This is a genomic window from Jiangella mangrovi, from assembly GCF_014204975.1.
In the GTDB taxonomy this organism is placed as follows: domain Bacteria; phylum Actinomycetota; class Actinomycetes; order Jiangellales; family Jiangellaceae; genus Jiangella; species Jiangella mangrovi.
On the sequence record NZ_JACHMM010000001.1, the window covers coordinates 750,128 to 773,993 of the forward strand.

The 23,866-nt window shown below is 73.1% G+C and carries 24 protein-coding genes; 9 read left to right on the top strand and 15 right to left on the bottom strand.

Translation table 11 applies throughout. From position 1 onward, the window contains the following. Positions 1-35: 35 nt before the first annotated feature. The 9 genes from HD601_RS03420 to HD601_RS03460 all read left to right on the top strand — a co-directional run bounded on the left by HD601_RS03420 (position 36) and on the right by HD601_RS03460 (position 8,873). Positions 36-989, top strand: a complete 954-nt coding sequence (locus HD601_RS03420; protein WP_184819346.1) for an ABC transporter permease subunit — start codon at positions 36-38, stop codon at positions 987-989. Beyond that, positions 986-1,873: an ABC transporter permease gene (locus HD601_RS03425; protein WP_184819348.1), complete on the top strand. Its 888-nt coding sequence runs from the start codon at positions 986-988 to the stop codon at positions 1,871-1,873. Before HD601_RS03420 ends, HD601_RS03425 begins: the two co-directional genes overlap by 4 nt. Before the next feature lie 7 nt (positions 1,874-1,880). After that, positions 1,881-3,056 carry a M24 family metallopeptidase gene (locus HD601_RS03430; RefSeq protein WP_184819350.1) on the top strand — a complete coding sequence of 392 codons (1,176 nt, stop codon included), beginning with the start codon at positions 1,881-1,883 and terminating at the stop codon, positions 3,054-3,056. Next, positions 3,053-3,919: an alpha/beta fold hydrolase gene (locus HD601_RS03435; protein ID WP_184819351.1), complete on the top strand. Its 867-nt coding sequence runs from the start codon at positions 3,053-3,055 to the stop codon at positions 3,917-3,919. The genes HD601_RS03430 and HD601_RS03435 overlap by 4 nt, the downstream gene beginning before the upstream one ends. Continuing rightward, positions 3,912-4,922: an ABC transporter ATP-binding protein gene (locus HD601_RS03440; protein WP_184819354.1), complete on the top strand. Its 1,011-nt coding sequence runs from the start codon at positions 3,912-3,914 to the stop codon at positions 4,920-4,922. Before HD601_RS03435 ends, HD601_RS03440 begins: the two co-directional genes overlap by 8 nt. Next, on the top strand, positions 4,909-5,925 hold the full coding sequence (locus HD601_RS03445) for an ABC transporter ATP-binding protein (protein ID WP_184819356.1): 1,017 nt from the start codon (positions 4,909-4,911) through the stop codon (positions 5,923-5,925). The genes HD601_RS03440 and HD601_RS03445 overlap by 14 nt, the downstream gene beginning before the upstream one ends. A 14-nt stretch (positions 5,926-5,939) precedes the next feature. Next, on the top strand, positions 5,940-7,166 hold the full coding sequence (locus tag HD601_RS03450) for a membrane dipeptidase (RefSeq protein ID WP_221440511.1): 1,227 nt from the start codon (positions 5,940-5,942) through the stop codon (positions 7,164-7,166). A 25-nt stretch (positions 7,167-7,191) separates the two neighbouring features. Continuing rightward, positions 7,192-7,911, top strand: a complete 720-nt coding sequence (locus tag HD601_RS03455; protein ID WP_184819360.1) for a GntR family transcriptional regulator — start codon at positions 7,192-7,194, stop codon at positions 7,909-7,911. Positions 7,912-7,991: 80 nt separating this feature from the next. Continuing rightward, positions 7,992-8,873, top strand: coding sequence for a hypothetical protein (locus tag HD601_RS03460; protein ID WP_184819362.1), 882 nt, complete (start codon positions 7,992-7,994; stop codon positions 8,871-8,873). A 22-nt stretch (positions 8,874-8,895) separates the two neighbouring features. Here the strand turns inward: HD601_RS03460 and HD601_RS03465 are convergent, their stop codons facing one another. Genes HD601_RS03465 through HD601_RS03535 form a run of 15 tightly spaced genes read right to left on the bottom strand, consistent with a single transcriptional unit; the run spans position 8,896 to position 23,810 of the window. Further along, the gene (locus HD601_RS03465; RefSeq protein ID WP_184819364.1) at positions 8,896-10,059 is read right to left on the bottom strand and encodes an ABC transporter substrate-binding protein; all 1,164 of its coding nucleotides are present in this window, start codon (positions 10,057-10,059) and stop codon (positions 8,896-8,898) included. 53 nt (positions 10,060-10,112) lie between these two features. Further along, a complete protein-coding gene (gene fdxA / locus HD601_RS03470) occupies positions 10,113-10,451 on the bottom strand; it encodes a ferredoxin (RefSeq protein WP_184819366.1) in 339 nt (112 codons plus the stop codon). A 12-nt stretch (positions 10,452-10,463) separates the two neighbouring features. Continuing rightward, entirely contained in the window at positions 10,464-11,465 is a 1,002-nt protein-coding gene (locus HD601_RS03475) for an FAD-dependent oxidoreductase (protein ID WP_184819368.1), read from the bottom strand. After that, positions 11,462-12,481: a 4-hydroxy-2-oxovalerate aldolase gene (dmpG, locus tag HD601_RS03480; RefSeq protein WP_184819370.1), complete on the bottom strand. Its 1,020-nt coding sequence runs from the start codon at positions 12,479-12,481 to the stop codon at positions 11,462-11,464. Before dmpG ends, HD601_RS03475 begins: the two co-directional genes overlap by 4 nt. Continuing rightward, positions 12,478-13,410: an acetaldehyde dehydrogenase (acetylating) gene (locus tag HD601_RS03485; RefSeq protein WP_184819372.1), complete on the bottom strand. Its 933-nt coding sequence runs from the start codon at positions 13,408-13,410 to the stop codon at positions 12,478-12,480. Before HD601_RS03485 ends, dmpG begins: the two co-directional genes overlap by 4 nt. 2 nt (positions 13,411-13,412) lie before the next feature. Continuing rightward, the gene (locus tag HD601_RS03490; RefSeq protein WP_184819374.1) at positions 13,413-14,216 is read right to left on the bottom strand and encodes a 2-keto-4-pentenoate hydratase; all 804 of its coding nucleotides are present in this window, start codon (positions 14,214-14,216) and stop codon (positions 13,413-13,415) included. Next, positions 14,213-14,911 carry a GntR family transcriptional regulator gene (locus HD601_RS03495; protein WP_184819376.1) on the bottom strand — a complete coding sequence of 233 codons (699 nt, stop codon included), beginning with the start codon at positions 14,909-14,911 and terminating at the stop codon, positions 14,213-14,215. Before HD601_RS03495 ends, HD601_RS03490 begins: the two co-directional genes overlap by 4 nt. Before the next feature lie 15 nt (positions 14,912-14,926). Further along, positions 14,927-16,135, bottom strand: a complete 1,209-nt coding sequence (locus tag HD601_RS03500; protein ID WP_184819378.1) for a Rieske 2Fe-2S domain-containing protein — start codon at positions 16,133-16,135, stop codon at positions 14,927-14,929. 10 nt (positions 16,136-16,145) lie between these two features. Beyond that, positions 16,146-17,045, bottom strand: coding sequence for a DODA-type extradiol aromatic ring-opening family dioxygenase (locus tag HD601_RS03505; protein ID WP_184819380.1), 900 nt, complete (start codon positions 17,043-17,045; stop codon positions 16,146-16,148). Between the two features lie 28 nt (positions 17,046-17,073). Further along, positions 17,074-17,916: an alpha/beta fold hydrolase gene (locus HD601_RS03510; RefSeq protein WP_184819382.1), complete on the bottom strand. Its 843-nt coding sequence runs from the start codon at positions 17,914-17,916 to the stop codon at positions 17,074-17,076. Next, on the bottom strand, positions 17,913-19,169 hold the full coding sequence (locus HD601_RS03515) for a M20/M25/M40 family metallo-hydrolase (RefSeq protein WP_184819384.1): 1,257 nt from the start codon (positions 19,167-19,169) through the stop codon (positions 17,913-17,915). Before HD601_RS03515 ends, HD601_RS03510 begins: the two co-directional genes overlap by 4 nt. After that, the gene (locus HD601_RS03520; RefSeq protein ID WP_184819386.1) at positions 19,169-19,984 is read right to left on the bottom strand and encodes an FAD binding domain-containing protein; all 816 of its coding nucleotides are present in this window, start codon (positions 19,982-19,984) and stop codon (positions 19,169-19,171) included. Before HD601_RS03520 ends, HD601_RS03515 begins: the two co-directional genes overlap by 1 nt. Continuing rightward, positions 19,974-20,459, bottom strand: coding sequence for a (2Fe-2S)-binding protein (locus tag HD601_RS03525; protein ID WP_184819388.1), 486 nt, complete (start codon positions 20,457-20,459; stop codon positions 19,974-19,976). Before HD601_RS03525 ends, HD601_RS03520 begins: the two co-directional genes overlap by 11 nt. Then, positions 20,452-22,635 (bottom strand): xanthine dehydrogenase family protein molybdopterin-binding subunit, encoded by a 2,184-nt coding sequence (locus HD601_RS03530; RefSeq protein ID WP_184819390.1) that lies wholly within the window; start codon positions 22,633-22,635, stop codon positions 20,452-20,454. Before HD601_RS03530 ends, HD601_RS03525 begins: the two co-directional genes overlap by 8 nt. Further along, positions 22,635-23,810 carry an ABC transporter ATP-binding protein gene (locus HD601_RS03535; RefSeq protein ID WP_184819392.1) on the bottom strand — a complete coding sequence of 392 codons (1,176 nt, stop codon included), beginning with the start codon at positions 23,808-23,810 and terminating at the stop codon, positions 22,635-22,637. Before HD601_RS03535 ends, HD601_RS03530 begins: the two co-directional genes overlap by 1 nt. Positions 23,811-23,866: the final 56 nt, after the last annotated feature.

Genomic DNA, 23,866 nt, shown 5'->3' on the forward strand with positions numbered 1-23,866 from the left:
AGGTCCACACACACCCGGAGGGTGGGTAGCACACCGTGTTGAGGTACGCCGCGAGTCGAGGGTCCCGCGCGATCCTGACGATCTGGATCGCCGTGACGGTGACGTTCTTCCTGCTGCGGCTGCTGCCGGCGGATCCCACCCTCCTGGTGGTCGAGGGCGACATGACCCCGGAGATGCAGGACGCGCTGCGGAGCCAGTACGGCCTGGACAAGCCGCTGCTCCAGCAGTACCTGCTCTACCTGGGCCAGCTCGTCCAGGGCAACCTCGGCGTCTCGTTCCGGCAGCTGGTCCCCGTCACCGACCTGCTGCTGTCACGGCTGCCGTGGACCCTGCTGCTCGCCGGGTCGGCGTTCGTGCTGACCCTGCTGATCGGCATCCCGCTCGGCGTGTACGCGGCGGTCGGCCGGGGCGGCCCGGTCGACCGAGCCGTGCAGTTCTTCGGCATCACGTCGAACGCGCTGTTCATCCCGAGCGTCGCGATCCTGCTGCTGGTCGTGTTCGGGTCCAACCTCGGCTGGTTCCCCATCGGGCAGGCCATCGACCCGGACACCCGGGGGCTTGCCGCCTACGCCTCGCTGCTGCACCATCTGGCGCTGCCGCTGTTCTCCCTCGTCCTCGTCCAGCTGGGGCCGTACGCCCTGACCCTGCGCACCAACATGGCCGAGGTGCTGGGCGAGGACTACATCACCAGTGCCAGGGCCCGGGGCCTCACACCGCGGCGGGTCGTGTGGCGCCACGCGCTGCGCAACGCGGTGCTGCCGGCGCTGATGCTCATGGGCCTGCAGCTGGGCACGCTCATCGGCGGCGCGGTGCTGACCGAGACCGTCTTCGCCTACCCGGGCGTCGGCCGGTTGATCTTCGAGTCGGTGCAGCAGCTCGACTTCCCCGTGCTGCAGGGCGCGTTCGTCGTGCTGGCCGTCACGGTCGTGCTGGCGAACCTGCTCACCGACCTGCTCTCGATGGCTCTCAACCCGAGGATCCGCACATGAGCACCGAGTCGCAGCTCCCCACCGCCGACCCGCAGGCAGCGGCGCTGGCCGCCCCCAGGAAGCGGCGGGGCGGCGGGTTCTTCTCCGCGCCGTCAGGCTGGCTGTCGGTCGGAACACTGGGCCTGTTCGCGCTGGTCGCGGTCTTCGGACCGATGGTCGTCGACTCGCCCAGCGGGCTGGGCACCGACATCCTGCAGCCGCCGTCGTCGGCGCACTGGTTCGGCACCGACGACCTCGGGCAGGACGTGTTCGCCCAGGTGGTCTGGGGCGCCCGGATCAGCCTGCTGGTGGGCGTGGTCGCGTCGCTCATCGCGATCCTCATCGGCACCATGCTGGGCCTGGTCGCGGCGTACGTGAAGCGGCTGGACCCCCTGGTCACCACGGCCACCGACGTCATGCTGTCGCTGCCGATGCTGCCGCTGATGATCCTCGTGACGGCGCTCGCCGGGCCCAGCGTCGCCACCCTCATCACCGTCATCGGGCTGCTGTCCTGGCCCGAGGTGACTCGGATGATCCGGGCGAACGGGATGGTCGTCGCCGCGATGCCGTACATCGACGGCGCCCGGGTCCTCGGCGCCGGCGCGACGCGCATCATCTCCGGCGAGATCCTGCCGGCGGTCATGCCGCTGGTGGTGGTCAACGTGCTGCTCACCGCGGCCCGGGCCGTCATCGCCGAGGCCGGCCTCTCGTTCCTCGGCATGGGCGACCCGTCGTCGTGGTCGTGGGGACGCATCCTGCTCAACGCCCAGCGCTCCGGGACCATCGCGTCGGCCTGGTGGCAGACGCTCTTCCCGTCGCTGGCGATCCTGCTGCTCGTGCTCGCCGCGACCATCGCCGGCATCCGCTACAACGACTCGCGCGACCCGCGCACCCGAGGAGTGTGACGCCACCGTGCACCTGCCCGACTCCTTCTACCTCGGCGCCCTGGACCGTGTGGTCGAGCGGCTCGGCGCCGGCGGCCACGACGGCCTCCTCGTCACCCATCCCGCCGACGTCGCCTACCTCGTGGGGTTCTGCTACGCCGTCACCGAGCGACCGGTGTACCTCTGGATCGGCGCCGACCACGACCGGTTCCTCCTGGTGCCGGAGCTGGACCGCGAGTACGCCGAGCAGCAGCGCAGCCACGCCCCGGTGCAGACCTACTTCGAGTACCCCGGCGTCACCAGCCCCGAGGAGCACCTCGCCGCGCTGCTGCGCCGCCGCGGCCTGGGGTCCGCCCGCATCGCGTACACGTCGTCGGTCTCGGTCGGCACGTTCGCGAAGCTGCGCGCCGCGCTGCCGGACGCGACCTGGGCGACCTCCGACGTGGTCGCCGGGCTGCGGCTGACCAAGGCGCCGGAGGAGATCGAGCTGCACCGGCAGGCCGCGGACATCTGCGACTCCATGCTCGCGGCCGGACGCGCCTACATCGAGGAGGCGCTGGCAGCCGGCGGCGAGCTGCCGCGCGAGGGCGAGATCGCCCGGCACGTCATCGGCCACGGCACCGACCTCGTCTACCAGCGCTACGACCGCGTGGTGTTCACGACGAAGCTGGCCGGCGGTCTGGTCTATGCCGGCCCGAACGCCGCCAACCCGCACGGCCTGCCCAGCAGCCGCCGTGTCCAGCGCGGCGACACGCTGATCCTGTCGCTCGGCGCCGCGGTCCTGAGCCGGTTCGTCGAGAGCGAGCGGACCTTCGTCATCGGCGAGCCGAGCGCGGACCAGCGGCGCTACTTCGAGGTCGCCCGGACCGCCCAGAACGTCGGCACCGAGGCGATGCGCGTGGGCCGCGCGTGCGCCGACGTCAACGCCGAGTGCCTCGGGGTCATCCGCGACGCCGGGCTCGGCGAGTACCTGCGCCACCGGCAGGGCCACGGCATCGGCGTGCAGAACCACGAGGCGCCGTGGGTCGAGGACGGCGACCCGACGCCGCTGGCGCCCGGCATGGTGCTGTCCAGCGAGCCGGGCGTCTACGTCCCCGGCCACGGCGGATACCGGATCTCCGACACCGTGGTGGTGACCGACGACGGCCCCGAGCGGCTCACCACCTATCCGCGCACCCTCGAGGAGAACGTGATCGCGGCATGACGACCTCTCGCACCCACACCGAGACGATCAACGGCGCGCGGATCGTCATCGAGGAGCTCGGCCCCGAGGACGCGCCGGCCATCGTGGTCCACCACGGCGCGCCCGGCCTGGGCTCGCGGGCGGAGCCGCTGCGCTCGTTCGGCCCGTTCGCCGACGCCTACCGGATCGTGACGTTCGACGCCCGCGGCTCCGGCTCGTCGTCCGACGACGGCCCGTTCAGCCACGAGCAGTGGGTCGCCGACATCGAGGCGATCCGCGGCCGCCTGGGCCTCGGCGACATCGTGATGGCCGGCGGGTCGTACGGCGGCTTCCTCGCCATGGAGTACACACTCGCCCATCCCGAGCGGGTGCGGGCGCTGGTGCTGCGCGACACCGCGGCGGACACCTCGCACGACCACCTCGCCGTCGAGCGGGCCCGCAGCTTCGACGTCGTGCCGATCGACCCGTGGGCCATCGAGCGCATCGGCACGGGGAACTTCGCCGACAACACCGAGTTCGAGCGGTACTGGCGGGCGATCCTGCCGCTCTACGACCACCACTACGACCCCGCCGCGGTCGAGCGGAAGGCGGCGAGCACCCAGTACCACTACGCCACCCACAACGCCGCGTTCGGCGTGAACATGCCGGCCTACGACCTCACCGGCCGGCTGCCCGAGATCGCCTGCCCGGTCCTCGTCACCGTCGGCCGGCACGACTGGCGCACCCCGGTCCCGGCGTCGGAGCTGATCGCCGAACGGGTGGCCGACGGCCGGCTCGTCGTGTTCGAGCACTCCGGCCACTCGCCGCAGCTCGAGGAGCCAGAGCTGTTCCAGGCGACGGTGCGCCAGTTCCTCCGCGACGCCGGGGTGGACCCCCATGACTGAGCCGGTGCTGAGCGTGCGCGACCTGAGCGTGGAGTTCGACACCCGCGACGGGGTGCGCCCCGTGGTGCAGGACGTCAGCCTCGACGTGCACGCCGGCCGGACGCTGGCCGTGCTGGGCGAGTCCGGGTCTGGCAAGTCGGTGACGGCCCGGTCGGTCATGGGGCTCATCGACCCGCCCGGCCGGGTCACGGGCGGCCAGGTGTTGTTCGAGGGCACGGACCTGCTGCAGACGTCGGCCGAGGAGCGGCGGCGCATCAGCGGCGAGCGCATCGCGATCGTGTTCCAGGACGCGCTCTCGGCCCTCAACCCGGTCTTCTCCGTGGGCGAGCAGATCGCCGAGCTGCTGCGCACCCGGCGGGGCCTGCGCCGGCGTGAGGCCGCAGCGCGCGCCGTCGACCTCATGGCGCGCGTGCGGATCCCGGCGGCGCAGCGGCGGGCGAAGGAGTACCCGCACCAGTTCTCCGGCGGGATGCGCCAGCGCGCGATGATCGCCATGGCACTCGCGCTCGACCCGACGGTGCTCATCGCCGACGAGCCGACCACCGCCCTCGACGTGACGGTCCAGGCCCAGATCATGGACCTGCTGCTGGACCTGCAGGCCGAGTCCGGCATGGGGATGATCCTCATCACCCACGATCTCGGCGTGGTCGCCGAGACCGCGGACACGCTGGCGGTCATGTACGCCGGGCGGGTCGTGGAGCGCGGCCGCGTCGATGACGTGTTCGCCCGGCCCGCCCATCCGTACACCAGGGGCCTGCTGCACTCGATCCCCCGCGTGGACAGCGAGGACGAGGCGCTGTGGGCGATCCCGGGCTCGCCGCCCACGGTGCTCAGCCGGGTGGCCGGCTGCGCGTTCGCCCCGCGCTGCGACGTCGCTATCGACCTGTGCCGCACGTCGCGGCCCGAGCTGGTGTCACCCTCGCCGGGCGGGGCGTCGGGCAGCTCGGTCGCCCGCGGCAGCGCGTGCCACCGTCGTGAGGAGGTCCTCCATGGCCGTGTCTGACCCCGTGCTGTCGGTCGAGAACCTGACCCGGCACTTCGCCGGACGCCGCGCCGTCCTGCCCGGGCGGCACACACCGGTCGTCCGTGCCGTCGACGGCGTCAGCTTCCAGCTGCATCCCGGCGAGACGCTCGGCATCGTGGGCGAGTCCGGCTGCGGCAAGTCCACCCTGGCCCGCATGATCGTGGGCCTCGAGACGCCGACCTCCGGCGTGGTCCGGTTCCGCGGCGAGGACGTGCACACCGCGCGCGGACGCCGGGCCCGCGAGCTGCGCCGGCGCGTGCAGATCGTGCTGCAGGACCCGTACACGTCGCTCAACCCGCGCCGGACCGTGCGCGAGCTGCTGCGTCAGCCGTTCGAGATCCACCGCGACCTGCTGCCGCGCCGGCAGCAGAGCGCCCGGATCGGCGAGCTCATGGAGCTGGTGGGCCTCGACCCGGACCACCTCGACCGCTACCCGTTCCAGTTCTCCGGCGGGCAGCGCCAGCGCATCGGCATCGCCCGGGCCCTGGCCCTGGCGCCGGACGTGGTGGTCTGCGACGAGCCGGTCTCAGCACTCGACGTGTCCATCCAGGCGCAGGTGGTCAACCTGTTCCAGCGCCTGCAGCGCGAGCTCGGCCTGGCCTACGTGTTCATCGCCCACGACCTGTCGGTGGTCCGGCACATCTCCGACCGGGTCGGCGTGATGTACCTGGGCAAGCTGGCCGAGCTGGGCGCCCGCCGCGACGTCTACGACCGCCCGCGGCACCCGTACACGTCGGCGCTGCTGTCCGCGGTGCCGGTGCCGGACCCCCAGCTGCGCGGCCGGCGGACCCGGCGGCTGCTCGAGGGCGACCCGCCGAGCCCCGTCGACCCGCCGTCCGGCTGCCGGTTCCGGACCCGGTGCTGGAAGGCGACCGAGGAGTGCGCGACGGTCGAGCCGCTGCTCGCCGCCGACGACCGGCACCGGCAGGCCTTCGCCTGCCACCACCCGATGCCCGTGCAGGCCGATCCCGCCACCGCATGACCACGAGGAGCACAGTGACCGACACGTCCCCCGCCGCCGCATACGACGGCTACCGCGCCTACTCCTACCTGAAGGCCGGCACCGACTACCAGGAGTTCGCGCTCGCGGCCGAGGTCGGCCGCGTCCCGGCGTACGACGGCGGGCTGGGACCGGAGGAGCGGGCTCGGGTCGCCCGGCTGCTCGAGGAGAACATCGTCATCTCGCTGCACGAGCACGCCGTCGTGCTGCCGGAGGACCCGGAGCAGATCCGCCGCTACAATCGCACCGGCCGGCAGCGCACCGCGTACGAGGGCCTCGCCCACTCCGGGCTGACCGCCGTCGTCGACAACTTCATGGCCGGCGCGTCCTGCGTCACCAGCCAGCACGGCTGGAAGTGGGACGACATGATCTACGCCCTCGGCTTCCGGCTGGCCGACCTCGCCAAGCAGGACTTCGTCGTCCACGCCACCACCGTGCAGGACATCCGCGACGCGAAGGCCGCGGGGCGGATCGCGCTGATCGCCGGGCTCGAGTGCGCGACGATGATCGAGAACGAGCTGGACCGCATCGACATGCTCTACGGGTTCGGCGTGCGCCAGATGGGCATCGCCTACTCGCAGGCCAACATGCTCGGCTCCGGCCTGTCCGAGCGCTCCGACGCCGGCCTGACCCACTTCGGCCGCCGCGCGGTCGAGCGGATGAACAAGCTCGGCATGGCCATCGACATCTCGCACTGCGGCGACCGCACCGGCCTCGAGGTCATCGAGGAGTCGTCGGTCCCGGTGATGATCACCCACGCCGGCGCCCGCGCCGTCTGGCCCATCGCGCGGCTCAAGACCGACGAGGTCATCAAGGCGTGCGCCGAACGCGGCGGGGTCATCGGCATCGAGGCGGCGCCGCACACGACGCTGTCCGAGGCGCACCCGCACCACTCGCTGGAGTCCTTCATGGACCACTTCCAGTACTGCGTCGACCTGGTCGGCGTCGACCACGTGACGTTCGGCCCGGACACCATGTTCGGTGACCACGTCGCCGTGCACCGGACCTACGCCGGCAACTACGCCCACAAGGACGAGGGCCGGCTCGAGCACCCTCTGGTGGAGTACGTCGACGGGGTGGAGAATCCGGGCGAAAGCTTCCACAACATCACCGGCTGGCTGGTCCGGCACGGATATTCTGATGCGGACATCGCGAAGGTGCTCGGCGGCAACACGCTGCGGGTGCTGGAGGCGGTGTGGCGGTCCGGCGATGATGAGCGATGACCTCGCACAAGGGCGGTAGTCGAGCATGAGGCGGGACTCCGCGGCGCAGAGCGCCCTGTTGCGGTTGCGTCACCTCATCGCGTCCGAGTTCTCGCCGGGCGACCGGCTGCCGCCGGAGAAGGACCTCGCCGAGGCGCTGGACGTCTCGCGGACGACGGTGCGCGAGGCGCTGGTGGTCCTCGCCGCCGAGGACATCGTCACCCGGCAGTGGGGGTCCGGGACGTTCGTGAACGCGCCGCCCAAGGTGGCGTCGCTGAACATGTCGACCATCGAGTCCTACCGCGACCGCGTGGCCACCGGCGGCCGGGCCGTCACTCTCCTCGAGGCGTCCTGCGACCTGGTGACGCCGCCGGCGGGCGCGGCCCTGGCGCTGCAGCTCGAGGGCGGCGCCAAGGCCTGGCACATCCGCCGGCTGTTCGCGGTCGACGGCTCGCCGTCGGCACTGATGAGCGAGGTCGTGCCCGCCCAGCTGTTCGGCCGGCCCATCGACCCCAGCCCCATGCTGCGCATCGAGACCTCGCTGTACGACCTGCTGAACCAGCACGCGCCGGGCTCGGCCGTGCACGCCTCGACGGAGCTCGAGGCGGTGTGCGTCCACGGCCCCGACGCCCGCGCTCTGGACCTCACCGACGGCGCGCCCGTGCTGCAGGCGACCCAGACCACGTTCGAGCGCCGCGGCCAGCCCGTGGCGCACGGCGTGTCCCTGCAGCGCACCGATCTGGTCCGCATGCGCATCACCCGCTGAGCACTTTCCCGCGTTGACGGGCGCGCGGGCCGCCGCTCCACTACGCTCATGCCGCCAATCACGGCGTGGGGAGGAGCATCGTGGCGCAGCGGAGCAGGAAGAAGAAGGAAGTCGTCCGGGTCGAGTCGGCTCCCGAGGCCGCGACCGGCCGGTCGTCCGGCGGCGGGTCCGGCGCCGGGTCCGACCTACCCGACGAGCCCACCTGGACACCGACCCCTGAGGCGAAGAAGCAGGCCACGCGTCTGCGGTTGTTCACCGCGGGGCTGTGGGCGCTCGCCATCGCCGGCGAGGCGTTCGCGATCTTCTGGGTGCTCCAGCAGGACCCGGTGAACATGGTCCTGCTCATCATCATGATCGTCGTCATCGGCGCGCTCGCCATCGGCGGCTCGCTGCTGTGGAAGAAGGCCAACCGGCTCGACCCCGCGTCCAGGAAGGACACGGTCCGGTTCTTCGTCCAGAACCAGCTCGGCGCGATCATCACCGTCATCGCGTTCCTGCCGCTGATCGTCCTGATCTTCACCAACAAGGACATGGACGGCAAGCAGAAGGGCATCGCCGGCGGCATCGCCATCGTCGTCCTCGGCATCGCGGGCTTCATCGGCGCCGACCTCGACGCACCGTCGACGGAGCAGTACGCCGAGGAGACGAACATCGTCGAGCAGCTGACCGGCGAGAACCTCGTCTACTGGACCCGGTCCGGCTCGGTCTTCCACGTCTGCGCCGAGGTGCCCGACGTCAACCGCGAGTCCCAGGACGGGCGCATCTACGAGGGCACCGTCGCCGACGCCCACGCCGACGGCAAGGACCGCCTCGTGAGCTACTGGCAGCGCGAGGCGATCAACTACTGCGGCTACACCCAGGAGCAGGTCGACGCCGTCGAGGCCGGCTCCCCCGCCGAGGACGGGGACGCCACCCCGGCGTCCGGCGAGACCGCCCCTGCGGGCGCCACGGCCACGCCGTAGCGCCCGCGGGGCGCGGGCCCCGTCAGCGGCCGCCGATGAGCTCGGTGACCTGCTCGATCACGACCTTGCGATCGGTGACGTAGTAGTCCTCGCTGAGGCCGTCGTTGAGGTAGTCGACGCCCTCCTGCGGCACCGTGTAGTCGGGCAGCTTCGACTTGTCGGTGTCGAGGCGGTTGCTCGACTCGAGCATGACGTCCTGGTAGGTCTGCTGGCCGTTCTTGCTCGCGTACCAGTTGAGGAAGACCTGCGCGGCGGCCGGGTGCGGCGCGCCCTTGGCCTGGCGCACCACGCCGAAGCCGGGGGTCAGGTAGCCGGGCATCGGCTCGGGCAGGACGACCTCGAGGTTGATGCCCTCGGCCACGAACTTCTCGATCTGCTGCTGGATCAGCGCCAGCGCGATCGGCTGGTCGCCGCGCGCCACCGCCTGGGCGAGCTGGTCGTTGTCGGCGACGAACGTGACGTCCTGCTCGGTGAAGAGCTGCTCGAGGTACGGGTAGTCCAGCGCCAGGGCCATGGCGCCGACGGCACCCTGACCCGGGCCGTTGCTGCGCGGGTCGTAGGCGATGATCTTGCCCTTGTACTCGGGGTCGAGCAGGTCGTCCCAGGTCTCGATGGCCGACGCGTCGACCATGTCGCCGTTCACCGTGACGTAGCCGAACACGTAGGTCGTGCCCTGGAACAGGTACTGCCCGGCGTTGTCGTACCAGTGCCAGGTGCCCTCGCGCCAGTTCGGCCCTTCCTGCACCGACGGCAGGATGAGCTGCGGCTTGATCGGCTCGAGCAGGCCGTCCGGCAGCAGGGTCTCGAGCTCGTTGCCGCCGCCGAAGAGCAGGTCGATCGACGCGTGCCCGGCGCGGACCTCGGTCTCGAACCGCGAGGAGAGGTCGCTGCCGCTGCCGCCGACCCACTCGAGGTCGATGCCGGTGTCGGCCTTGAACGCCTCGGTCATCGCGTCGGCGAGCGGCGCGGGGCCGGCGACGACGACCGTGCCCTCCTCGCGCGCCTCCTCCATGACGGCGTCCCACTCGGCGTCGGCGCCCTCCAGCCACTCGGCGGTGGCCTCGTCGGGCGTGGACTCGCTGGCGGTGGAACCGTCGTCTCCGGAGGAGCAGCTGGCGGCGACCACGCCGGCAGCCAGGACGGCCGCGACGGCGGCCAGCCCTCGTCTTCTGATGGAACCCTTCATGATCGTGACCTCCTGTGGACCGATCGGGTTGTGGGTTGGCTGTGCTGACGTACTCAGGGCGCTCCGAAACCGGACACCAGCGGGGTGTCCACGCCCAGGGGGCCGACGGCGGCGGCGGAGCCGGGCGTCCCCACCGGCTCGCTCCGCCCGGGCAGCGCCTCGGTGAAGAACCGGGCGTTGTCCTCGACGAACTCCCGCTGCTCGGCGGCGATGCGACGGTCGGCGGCGATGGCCTCCTCGGGGCACACCGGCTCGCAGGCGCCGCAGTCGATGCACTCGACGGGGTTGATGTAGAGCTTGCGAGCACCCTCGTAGATGCAGTCGATGGGGCATTCCTGCAGGCAGGAGCGGTCCATGACGTCGATGCACGAGGAACCGATGACGTAGGCCATGGCGTGCCTCCCTTACTGGCCGGCCAGGGCCGGCACGGCGTCCGTCGAGTGGCCGGGGAACAGCTGCTGATCGGGGGCGAGGTGGACGGCGGCGTTGTTCACCGCCAGGGCGGCCTCCCCGAAGCCGACGGAGATCAGCCGCACCTTCCCGGGGTAGTCGGTGATGTCGCCGGCCGCGTAGACGCCCTCGACGCCGGTCGACATGGTGGTGTCGACGGCGATGAAGCGGTTGCTGTTCAACCGCAGCCCCCACGCGCGCAGGGGCCCGAGGTTCGCCGTGAAGCCCAGGGCGGCGATGACCGCGTCGGCCCGGCGGACGAGCGGGGTCTCGCTGCCGCGGACCGAGATCTCGACCCGGTCCAGCCGCTCGGCGCCGGCGAGGCCGGTGACCTCCGCGTCGCGGATCACCTCGACCGGCGACGCGTGCAGCTGGCGGACGGTGTGCTCGTGCGCCCGGAACTCCGCCCGGCGGTGCACGAGGGTGACCGACCGCGCGATCGGCAGCAGGCTCAGCGCCCAGTCGCAGGCGCTGTCCCCGCCGCCGACGACGACCACGTCCTGCCCGGCGTGCGCCTGCAGGGACGGGACGAAGTAGGACAGCCCGCGGCCGAGCCAGTCGGTGCCGGCCGGCAGCGGCCGCGGGGTGAAGGTGCCGATCCCCGCCGTGATGACCATCGCGCGGCACCGCACGGTGACACCGTCGTCGAGGCCCACCACGAACGCGCCGTCCGCACGTGTGAGGGTCTCGGCCCGGCGCGACAGCAGGTAGGCCGGCGCGAACTCCGCCGCCTGCTCCATCAGCCCGGCGACGAGGTCGCGGCCCCGGACCGCCGGGAAGCCGGCGACGTCGTAGATCGGCTTCTCGGGGTACATCGCCGAGATCTGGCCGCCGGTCTCGGGCAGCGAGTCGACCACCGTCGTCGTCAGGCCGCGGACGCCGGCGTAGTAGGCCGCGTACAGGCCCACCGGCCCGGCCCCCACGATCAGCAGGTCGCTCACGACGTCGCCGCTCACGTGCCCTCCTTCTTCGCGAGCACTGAGAGCGCGACGTCGGCGAGGAGGTCCTCCTGGCCGCCGACCAGCTTGCGCCGCCCGGCCTCGACGAGGATCGAGCGGGCGTCGAGGCCGTAGTGCTCGGCGGCGTTCTCGGCGTGGCGCAGGAAGCTCGAGTACACGCCCGCGTAGCCGAGCGTCAGCGTCTCGCGGTCGACGCGGACGGGCCGGTCCTGCAGGGGCCGCACGAGGTCGTCGGCGGCGTCCATCAGGGCGAACAGGTCGCAACCGTGCCGCCAGCCGGTGAGGTCGGCGACGGCGATGAAGACCTCGATCGGGCAGTTGCCGGCACCGGCGCCCTGCCCGGCCAGCGACGCGTCGACGCGGACGGTGCCCTCCTCGACGGCGACGACGCTGTTGGCCACACCCAGCCCCAGGTTGTGGTGCGCGTGGATGCCGATCTCGGTGCCGGGATCCAGGGCGTCGCGGTAGGCGCGGACCCGGTCGCGGACGCCGGTCATGGTCAGCCGGCCGCCGGAGTCGGTGACGTAGACGCAGTGCGCGCCGGCGCCCTGCATGATCACGGCCTGCCGGGCCAGCTCGGCCGGCTCGGCCATGTGCGACATCATCAGGAACCCGGCGACGTCCATGCCGAGGTCGCGGGCCTTGGCGATGTGCTGTTCGGCGATGTCGGCCTCGGTGCAGTGGGTCGCGATGCGCACCGAGGTGGCGCCGGCGTCGAAGGCCCGCTCGAGGTCCTCGATGGTGCCGATGCCGGGCAACAGGAGCGTTGTCAGCCTGGCGTTCGTCACCACGGACGCGGCCGCCGCCAGCCACTCGAGGTCGGTGTGCGCCCCGGGCCCGTAGGTGGCGCTGCTGCCGTTGAGCCCGTCGCCGTGCGAGACCTCGATGGCCGCGACGCCGGCGGCGTCGAGCGCGGCGGCGATGGTGCGCACGTCCTCCAGCGAGTAGCGGTGCCGGATCGCGTGCATCCCGTCACGCAGGGTGACGTCCTGGATGTAGAGGTCGACGGTCATCGCGCGGCCACCTCCTCGACCAGCCGCTCGCCGACGCGCAGCGCGGCGGAGGTCATGATGTCGAGGTTGCCGGCGTAGGCCGGCAGGTAGTGCCCGGCGCCCTCCACCTCGAGGAACACCGTCACGACCCAGCCGGGGCCGCCCTTGCGGGCCCGGACCAGGTCCCACTCGGTGCTCCGCTCGTCGATCGGGCGGAACTGCACCGGCTGCTTGAGCCGGTAGCCGGGCACGTACTGCCGGACGTTCTCGACCATGGTGGTGACGGCGTGGTCGACGGCCTCGCGGTCGGCCTCGTCGACGATGCAGATGACGGTGTCGCGCATGACCATGGGCGGCTCGGCCGGGTTCAGGACGATGATCGCCTTGCCCTGCTCCGCCCCGCCGACGATCTCGATGGCGCGCGCCGTCGTCGCGGTGAACTCGTCGATGTTGGCCCGCGTGCCGGGGCCGGCCGAGCGGGAGGCGATCGAAGCGACGATCTCGGCGTAGCGCACCGGGGTCACCGACGCGACCGCCGCGACGATCGGGATGGTCGCCTGGCCGCCGCAGGTCACCATGTTGAGGTTGCGTTCGTGCAGGTGCTCGCGCAGGTTCACCGGCGGCACCACGTACGGCCCGATGGCCGCCGGCGTCAGGTCGACGATCCGGGCCGGGTGGTCGCGCAGCAGCTCGGCGTTGCGCAGGTGCGCCGCCGCGGACGTCGCATCGAAGACGAGTTCGATGTCCCCGGCGTTCGGCAGGTCCAGCAGGCCCGCGACGCCCGTGGAGACCGCCGGGACGCCGAGCCGCGCGGCCCGGGCCAGCCCGTCGGACGCCGGGTCGATGCCGACGAGCGCACCCACCTCGAGCACCGGCGACGTGCGGATGATCTTCACCATCAGGTCCGAGCCGATGTTCCCGGAGCCGATGATCGCCACCGTCGTGGCCATGGTCAGTCCTCCCTGTCCGCGAAGGAGACCGACACCGGGCCGAGGCCGCTGATGCCGGCGGTGAAACGGTCGCCGGGCGACGCGGCGACCATGGGTCCGAGGGCGCCGCTGAGCACCACCTCGCCGGCGCGCAGCGGGTCGCCGAACCGCATCGCGGCGGCGGCCAGCCAGGCCAGCGCCGCGAGCGGGTCGCCCAGGCAGGCGGCGCCGGTCCCCTCGGAGACGACGGCGCCGTCGCCGTCGCGCGTCAGGCTCATGACGACGCCCGCGGGCTCGACCTCGGTGAGCGGCACCCGGGTCCCGGAGACGACGAACATGCCACTCGAGGCGTTGTCCGCCACGGTGTCGCCGAGCGTGATGTCCCACCCGGCGATGCGGCTGTCGACCACCTCGATGGCCGCCCCGACCGCCTCGACGGCGTCGCGCAGCTCCCGCGGGTCGGCGACCTCGGCGTCGATGTCCGCGGCGAGCCAGAACGCGACCTCGGCCTCGACCTTCGGCTGCAGCAGCCGCCCGGCGGGGACGGCGCCGCCGTCGGGCACCACCATGTCGTCGAGCAGCGCGCCGAAGTCGGGGCTGTCGACGCCGAGCTGACGCTGGACCGCGGGCGAGGTGAGGCCGATCTTGCGGCCCACCCGGACCCGGCCGGCGTCGTAGCGACGGCGCAGGTTCACGGCCTGGACCGCGTAGGCGGCTTCGACGTCGTCGGCGCCGATGAGGTCGCGCACCGGGGCGCACGGCGTGCGGCTGTGCTCCGCGCCGCGCAGCCGGGCGGCCGCCTCCTCGACGGCGGTGGACGCGCTCATGCCTGCTCCTCCGTCTCCGCGATCGCGTGCAGGTGGCCGCGCACCTTCTCGACGTGGGCGTACACCCAGGCGTCCGCGCCGGCGAGGTCGCCGTCGCCCACCAGGGCGACGAGGTCCTGGTAGCGGTCCGGGGTCGCGCCGGGCAGCCGGTAGTTCGGCCAGGGCCGGCTGACCTGCCCGCGGAAGCCCTCGATGGTCTCGACGAGGACGGGGTTGTGATCGTGGTCGTACAGCTCGCGGTAGAAGCGGTCGCGGACCTCGTTGAGCTCGGCGCCCCCGATGCCGGAGTCGAGCTCACCGGCGAGGCCGCGCAGCCGCTCGATGCGAGCAGAGGTCATGCGGGCCATCGAGAGCTTCAGGGCGTGCGACTCCAGCAGGACGCGCAGCCGGCAGATCTCGTTGACGCGGGCCACCGAGAGCATCCGGACCTGGGCCCCGCGGCGGCCGTGCATGGCCAGCAGCCCTTCGGCCTCCAGCCGGATCAGCGCGCTGCGCACGGGCACCCGCGAGACGCCGATGGCCTCGGCGATCGCCTCCTGCCGCAGCCACTCGCCCGGGGCGAGCGCGCCGCGGATGATGCTCTCGCGCAGCACGTGATAGACGGCGTCACCGGTGCTGTCGAACGTCGAGGCGAGCTCGGCGACGACGCCGTGGAACCGCGAGTCCACGGCCAGCTCGGTCTTCTTGCGCGGCATCGTGTCTCCCTCCGCTCAGTCGTTCGGTTCCGCGGACTCGGTGCCCTGACGGCCGGCTTCCTCGTCCTCGACGAACCGGCGCCACTCGAGGACCGACGAGTCGGGCCGGTACAGCCGCTCCGGCGGAACCTCCATGACGTCGACCATCCAGGCGTCCTGGCCGGTGAACTGCCCGTGGAACACCCAGCGGATGAACAGCCGGTACTTCAGCCGGAACCAGAGCCGCTCGATGGGACTGCGGGCGAAGCTGACCAGCAGCTGCACGTAGCGGTGCGAGTCGGCTCCCTCCGCGACGGCCCACTCGTAGTGCACGTAGCGGCCGTAGGCGATGCGGACCACGCCGGGCAGGCCCACCGACGCCTTCGCCGGCAGGTCCAGCGACGCGAGCACCGGCTCGGCCCGCTTGCCCTTGAACGGCCCGTGCGAGGTCCGCTTGAACTTCCACCAGCGCCGCTGCGTCCACGTGCCGAGGCCCGGGAACGACTCCTCCCAGTACGAGTTGACCTGCCGGCGGATCACCCAGCGGCCGTCGTCGGAGCGCATGACCTTGGTCTCGTTCCAGACCGGCAGCTCGCGGAAGAGCGTCCACAGGGCGTGCCGGTGCAGGTACTTCGCGTGTCCCTCGTCGAAGCCGTTCTCGGTGGCGTAGCGCCAGTTGCCGCCGCGCCCGGGCTCGATCCGGCCGACGACGGTGGTGGCGTTCGACACGAGCTCGGCCGGCAGGTCCTCGTCGAGCGGCCGCACCGGCTGGTCGCGGTCGTCGGGGTCGCGGGCGATGTAGATCCAGACCAGGCCCAGCCGCTCCTCGACCGGGTAGCGGGCGACGCTGACCTTCCCGACGATCGGCGAGCGCGGGCCGTCGGTGATCGCCGCGCACAGCACGCCGTTCGAGGTGTCGAACGTCCAGCCGTGGTAGGCGCAGCTGATGGTCCCGGGGAACTCGACCGAGCCGAGGTGCAGCGGAACGCCGCGGTGCGGGCAGCGGTCGGCGAGCGCCCAGACTTTGCCGCGGTTGCGGCCGATGACGATCTTCTCGCCCGAGACGACGATCGGAATCGGCCGCTGGCCGACGTCCTTCGCCCACATGACCGGGTACCAGTGGTCGCGCAGGCCGAGGCCCGCCGCCTGGTAGGTCGGCCAGGTGGACCAGTCGAGCCGGCCGAGGCTCGCCTTGCCGCGGCGTCGCGGGGACGTCTGGTCAGCGGCCTGTTCCGACAGAGTCATGGACTACCTCTCAGTTCCCGGACGGCGTGAAGCGGACGATGCCGACTCCGGTCAGCCACTCCGCGATCGGCTCGTATGCCAGCACCTCGCCGGGCGCGTCGCCGAGGAACCCGGCGGCCGTCGCCCAGTTCCGCAGCTCGTGTGCGCCGTTGCCGGCCTCCTGCTCGAGCCGGTCGTCCGGCCAGCCCCGCAGGAACCCGGCGATGTCACCGGCCTGCACGGCGTCGAGGAACTCCTTGTCGAACCGCTCGTTGACCGGCCCGGTCTCCTCGAGCTCGACCGGGTGCTGCGCGAGGTCGGCCAGCCGGGACCCCGGCTGGCGCTGCATGAACGCGCGGCGCCGCTCGTCGCCCACCCAGTGCGAGAGCCCGCCGGTGGCGATGAAGACCACCCGCCCGGGCAGCGTGTCGATCGCGGCCCGCAGGCCGGTGCCGAGGTCGTAGCCGGCCTGCATGGTCGGCCGCGGCGGCACGTTGCAGTTCTGGGTGATCGCCACGATCGGGAAGCTCGCCTCGGGGTCGAACAAGTCCAGCGGCACCACGAACGAGTGGTCGATGCGGATCTCCTCGGCGAACGTCAGCGCGCCACCGGCCGCCGTGTACGCCTCGAGCAGCCCGGCCGCCAGGTCCGCGTGCACGGGGATGTCGCGGGCCGGAACGCCGGCGTCGCCGAGGCCGTGGGCGACGGTGCCGACGCCGATGGCGGCGGGCGGGATGCCGCCGGCCAGCGTGTACGCCTTCATGTGGTCGGTGCCGAGCACGACGATCGCGTCGGGAGCGAGGTCGCGGATCTGCTCGCGCAGCAGGTCGGCGGCGGCGAAGTAGCGGCCGGACTGGTCCGGCGACCCCTGGTCGCGCCGGGTGGCGATCAGGCCCGCGTGCGAGCACGCGATGCCGAGGGCGATCTCCATGTCGGGTCCTTTCGGGTCGGGTGCGCGGTCAGGGCCGGCCGAGGAAGTCGAGCGCGACGGCGTTGAACTCGTCGGCGCGCTCGACGTTGGCCCAGTGGCCGCACCGGGCGAAGACGTGCAGCCGGGCGTCGGGCAGCTTCTTGAGCAGCAGCAGGGCGTGGTCGAACGGGGTCGCGCGGTCGTCGTGGCCCCAGACCAGCAGGGTGGGCGCGACGACCTTGGTGAGCTCGCCCTCGAGGCTCTGCCGGCCCCAGTGGCCCTTCGCGTTGACCCGGATCGTCTCGGGGTCGACGCTGGCCTGGTAGCGCTCCTCGACGACCTCGTCGGTGACGAACGCCCTGTCGTACACCAGTCGCTCGAGCACGTCGCGCATCTTCTGCCGCGACGGCCCGTCGCCCCCGTAGTACTCCGAGATCAGCTGGACGGCCTCGGTCGGCATGGGCGTCTGCAGGCTGTGGCCGGCGACGGCGGGCGCCATGAGCACGAGCCGCTCCACCCGCTCGGGCGCGTCGATGGCGACCTTCATCGCCGTCTGGGCACCCATGGAGTTGCCGATCAGGTGCGCCTTCTCGATGCCGAGGGCGTCCATGAAGGAGCGCACGGCCCGCGAGGTGAAGTCCAGCCGCGGCTCGGTGACGAACACCTTCGACGACTTGCCGAACCTCGGCAGGTCGGGCACCAGGGTGCGGTAGTGCGGGGTCAGCGCCGGCACGTTGCGCACGTAGCTGGCCAGCCCGCTGGAGCCCGGCCCGGTGCCGTGCAGGCAGATGACCGGGTGGCCCGACCCGCCCTCGGCGTAGTGGATCGTCAGGTCGCCGGCGACGTCGACGTCGTGCTCGCTCATCGCCAGGTCCGCAGTGGTCGCGGTCACGGGTGCGCTCCTTCGTGCTGGTCGTAGGTGGTCACCGTGCGGACCAGCCACTCGGCGAGGGTCAGCAGGCTGGGCAGGTGCACAGCGCCCATCGAGAACGGCGGGCCGCCGTCGCGCCGCGGCGGTCGCGGCATGCCGGCGCGGACGGTGTCGACTCCGGCGGCGCGCAGGACGACGGCGTCGGTGTAGCCGCTGGTCGCGGTGCGCGGCTCGTGGGTGTCGCCGGTGAGGTCCTCCCAGGCGGCGACGGCGCTGCGCACGACCGGCGCGCCGGGCGACGTCGTGGCGCCGGGCACCGCCTGCACCCGCTCCACGGACACCGCCACGCCCAGCCGCGCGACGATCCGCACGACCTCCGCGCGCAGCTCGTCGTCGACGCGCTGCACCGCGACGCCGGGCGGCAGCCGCAGGTCGACGTCGATGGTGCAGGTCTCGGGCCAGAACGCCGGCCGCGCGGGGTCGCCGCCGCTGATAGCGACGACCGCGCCGCGCGGCCGGCAGTACTCGGTGGCGAAGCGGTCGCCGTAGTCGGCGAACCAGTGCTCGAGCGCGCCGACCACGCGGGCGGCCTGGGCGACGGTGTTCTCCTCGGGTTCGTAGCCGCGGATGCCGGTGTAGCCGACGCCGCCCTCGACGGTGAGCCGGTAGACCGCGATGCCCACTTCCTCCCAGCTGGCAGCGAAGCCCGGCTTCGGGACGATCGCCGCGGTGACCGGCGCGACGCCGGCCAGCAGCGCCCGGACGCCGCGGCCGAAGCCGAGCGGCAGCGCGGGCATGCCGGCGGCGCAGAACCCGCCGACCACCTGCACGTTCCGCGGCTGCCCGGCCGCGGCCAGGGCCAGCATCGCCAGCACCCCGGCGGCCAGGTAGCCCTTCGGGTTCTCCGCGCCCAGGCCCAGCATCCAGTCGCCCGACCGCTCCGCGACCGGCCGGAACTCGGGGTCGGCCCGGCCGGCGAGCAGTGGCCGGTCCTGGTCGGTGTCGCCGCTGAACGTGGTGTCGAGCTGCCCGTAGATCAGCAGGGAGGGCCGGCCGTCGGGCTCGCCTCCGACCACCACGTTCGCGGACTCGCCGCCCACCGGCCGCACGTCGGCCGGCAGTCCGGCGGCGCGGAACCGGGCCGCGAGCCGCTCGGCGAGCGGGCGCTCCGCACCGGTCGGCGACGGCGTCTCGATCAGCTCGGTCAGGAGCCCGGCCGCGTCCAGCCGCTCGAGCTCGGCCAGCGCGTGCGTGAGCGACGACGGCGCCGCCATCAGCCCGCCCTCCCCGCGGGGCGCAGCCGGCCCAGCAGGCGCACCGCCAGGGTGGGCGCGACCTGCGCGCGGTACCAGGGACTCGCCAGGCCGGGCTCGTCGGACAGGGCCGCCGCGCGGACCCGGCCGGCGACGTCGTCGGTGTCGCGCGGGTCGGCGACCTCGAGCGTGATAGGCCGGGCCCCGACGGCGCCGACGACCAGCGTCGTCCGCTCCGGGCGCGCCCACGCCGCCACGTTGACGATCGGCCCCTGGCTGGTGCCGACGCGCTCGAAGCCGACCTCGTGCGCCGCCGGGACCACCGGGATCTCGACGTCGACCAGCAGCTCGTCGGGCGCGAGCACGGTCCGCCGCTCGGCCAGCACGACGTCGGCCACGGGGACGACGCGCGTGCCCCGGACCGACGCGACGTGGGCCCGGGCGTCCAGCGCCGCGAGCAGCGTGAGCACGTCGTAGCGGGACCGGGCCGCGCACAGGTGCCCGCCGATGGTGCCGCGGTTGCGTACGCGCGGGTTGGCCAGGTGCGCCGACAGGTCGCGCAGCACCGGCAGCGCCTCGGTGAGCAGCGCCGACTCGGCGATCCGGCGGTACGTGACGGCGGCGCCGATCCGCAGGCTGCCGCCGTCGGCGTCGATCCGCCCGAGCTCCTCGAGGCGACGGCACAGCAGGACGCGGCCCGTGACGACCTCGCCACGGCGCAGCCGCGGCACCAGGTCGGTGCCGCCGGCGCACACCGTCGCCGGCACCGGCGCGGCCAGCTCGGCCAGGGCGGCCGGGAGGTCGGGGACGGTGAGCACCTCGGCGTCAGTCAGCACGGCGCACCTCCCCGGCGGTCCGGACGGCGGTGCGGACGGCGGCCGCGATGGCGGCGTAGCCGGTGCAGCGGCACAGGTTGCCCTCGAAGTACGCGGCGATCTCGGCGTCGGTGGGGTCGGGGTGCTCCGCGAGCAGCGCGACCGTCGTCATGACCATGCCCGGCGTGCAATAGCCGCACTGGAAGCCGGACTGCTCGGCGAAGGCGCGCTGGACCGGGTGCAGCCGGTCGCCGTCGGCCAGCCCCTCGACGGTGGTGACGTCGCTGCCGTCGAGGTCGGCGACCAGGACCGAGCAGGAGCTGGCGGCGGCGCCGTCGACCAGGACCGTGCAGGCGCCGCAGAAGCCCTGGCCGCACGAGAGCTTCGGCCCGGTCAGCCCGAGCTCGTCGCGCAGCACGTCGACCAGTGCCGCGGAGGGCGCCGCGAACGTGCACTCCCGCCCGTTCACCGTCAGTGCGGTCTCGCGCTCAGCCATGGGCGGGCTCCAGCAGCTCGCGCAGCACGTCCTCGGCCGACACCGGAAGCCGGTGCACCCGGACCCCGACGGCGTCGCGGATCGCGTTGCAGATCGCCGGGGCCACCGACACGATGGCCGGCGTCCCGATGCCCCGGGCCGGCGCGTCGGGCGCGTCGCCCGCGGAGCCGGGGGTCGTCACGAGGACGCCCTCGACCTGCGGCAGGTCCTCCATGTGGGCGAAGCGGAAGTCGTAGGGGTCGGCCGGGCCGGGGATCGCGGCGTCGACGGCGAGCTGGCTGCCGAGCGCGTACTCCCAGCCCATGGCGAACGCGCCGACCAGCTGGCCGCGGCACTGCGTCTCGTCGAGCACCCGCCCGACGTCGTAGGCGGAGATGCCGCGCAGCACGCGGACCACGCCGGTGTCGGCGGCGACGCAGACCTGGACCAGGCAGACGCCGTAGGTCGGGGGGTTCTGCTCGCTCGTGTGCGTGCCGGCCGCCTCGACGGGGGCGCCGGCCAGCGCCGCGACTCCGGCCAGGTCGATCGACCGGCCGTCGTGGGCGTGCACGCGCGACTCCCGCAGCCGCAGGTCCGCGGCACGCACCCCCCAGTGCGCCGCGACCACCTCCAGCACCCGGTCGCGCAGGGCCCGTGCTGCCGCGGCGGCGGCCGGCGCCACGACGTAGGCACCGCGGGAGGCCACCGACCCCCAGCGGTCGTACGGCGAGGTCTGGGTCGAGATGGCGGACAGCCGGACCCGTCCAGGCACGAGGTCCAGCACCTCGGCGACGACGGCCCGGTAGGCGGCCGCGGCGCCCTGGCCGCTGTCGGGCGCGGCGACGGCCAGCTCGACGTCGCCGCCCTCGAGCAGTCGCACGGTGGCGGCGGACGCGTCGCCGCCGTGGAAGGTGCCGAGGCCGCTGGTGTGCAGCCCGGCCGCGACGCCCCAGCCGTGCCGGCAGGACGCCGTCTCCTCATGGTCGACGGCGTCGGCTTGCGCGGCCGCCGCGCGGGCGGCGTCGAGGCAGGCTCGCACCGTCGCGCTCGCGTCGCCGACGACCTTCTCCTGCGAGGCGGCCTTCGTGGTCGCGTTGCGCAGCAGGAACCGCTCGGGCAGGACGCCGGCCCGCCGGGCCAGCTCGTCCAGGTGCACCCCGACCGCCCAGAGGATCTGGGTGACGCCGATGCCGCGCATCTCGCCCGCCGTCGGGTTGTGCGTCAGGACGGCCCGGCCGGCGAAGTCGTAGTGGTCGACGGCGTACAGGTCCAGCGCGCGGTCGCGGCAGTTGGACAGCACGACGTCGGTGACGAACGACGGGAACGGCCCGTGGTCGACCGTGGCCCGGACCTTCAGCGCGGTGAGCTGGCCGCCGGCGTCGCAGCCGGCAGTGAGCGCGAAGTGCACCGGGTGCCGCGAGTGGCTGACGCCCAGCTCCTCGGCCGGCGAGAACGCCAGGCGCACCGGCGTCCCCGGGCAGAGCCGCGCGAGGCGGACCGCGATCGGCTCGAAGAGCGGGTTGATGCTGGTCCGGCCGCCGAAGCTGGACGTGGGCAGCTCGGACACCGTCAGCCGGACGTCGTCGTCGGCCAGCCCCACCGCCACTGCCAGCTCGTGCCGGGCGAAGTAGGGCGCGTCGGCCGAGGTCAGGATGTCGACCCCGCCGTCGGCGTCGACGGTGACCACGCAGCAGCGCCGGGCCAGGTTGTAGTGCACCGGCCGGCCGGTGACGTACTCGGCGGCATACGTGACGGCGGCAGCGGCCAGCGCGGCCTCGACGTCGCCGTGGCTCCGCGTGACCTCGCGCACGACGTTGTCCTCAAACCGATCGTCGATCCGCACGGACGCCGTCGCGAACGGGTCGTCGACGAACGGCAGCGCCCGGTAGTCCACCTCGATGGCCCGCGCCGCCCGGTCGGCCGCGTCCTGGCTGTCGGCGACCACCGCCGCCACCACGTCGCCGACCTGCCGGACGACGCCGTCGAGCCCCAGGTCCGCCCGGTCCGCCACCACCAGCACGCCGGGCAGCGCCCGCGCGGCTGCGAGGCCGGCCGAGACCTCGGCGTGCGGCACGCTGCTGCGGACGACGCTCGCGTACCGGCAGCCCGGCACGGCGTAGTCCGACGGGTAGCGGCCCCGGCCGGTGATCTTGGCGACGACCTCGGCGGGCCAGTCCTGGGTGGTGGTCACGGTCATCAGCCCCGCAGCACCGCGCACAGCTCGGCTGGGGCCGCCACGTGCACCTCGGCGCCGATGGCCCGCGCCTCGAACGGCTTGCCGCGCAGCGAGAACTCGTGCCCGGCGACGTCGATGACGTGGTCGACGAGCTCGCCGAGGAAGGTGGTCGACTTCACCGTCCCCGACCAGACGTTCAGCTCCGGCCCGGCGGGCGTCCCGGCGTCGACGAACGCCAGGCTCTCGGGGCGGACGCAGACGACGCACTCGCTGCCCGGCGCCGTCTCGGTGGACGTGCGGCCCCGGACCCGGCCGAGGACGGTGTCGACCTCACAATGCCCGTCGGCGGCGGCCTGGGACAGGGTGGCCAGGATCAGGTTGGAGTGCCCGATGAACTCGGCGACGAACCGCGACGCGGGGCGCTCGTACACGTCGAGCGGGCGGCCGATCTGCTCGATGACGCCGTTCGACATGACCGCGACCGCGCTGGAGAGCGAGAGCGCCTCGCTCTGGTCGTGGGTGACGTAGAGCATGGTGACGCCGATGTCGGCCTGCAGGCGCTTGAGCTCGCCGCGCATGTCGTCGCGGGTGCGCGCGTCGAGGTTCGACAGCGGCTCGTCGAGCAGCAGCAGCGGGGGCTCCATGATGATCGCCCGGGCCAGCGCCAGGCGCTGCTGCTGACCGCCCGACAGCGACGTCGCCCGGCGGCCGGCGAGGTCGGCCAGACCGACCGCCTCGAGCACGCGGTCGGCCCGGCTGCGCGCCTCGGACCGGCGCACCTTCGCCTTGCCCCGCTGCACCGTGAGCGGGTAGGCGGCGTTGTCGCGCACCGTCATGTGCGGCCAGATGGCGTAGTTCTGGAACACCATGCCCAGGCCGCGCCGGTTCGCCGGCAGGGCGACACCGTCGTCGGAGCTGTAGAGCGTGCGCCCGCCGACGGTGATGCGCCCGGAGTCGGGCTCCTCGAATCCGGCGATGCACCGCAGCGAGGTGGTCTTCCCGCACCCGGACGGGCCGAGGAGCGTGAAGATCTCGCCCTGCCGGACCGTGAAGTCCACCCCGTTGACGGCGCGCACCCCCGCGGTGGGGTCGTCGCGCCGGCCGGGACCGCGGTGGGTCTTGACCAGCCGGTCGACCGTGAGCACGTCATGCACCGCCGCCTTCGGCGACGTGGCGATCTGCGCGGTCTCCGTCATCTCCCGTTCCTTCCCGGCCCCTTGAGCCTCAGCTGAGGTACGTACTTCGGCAATCA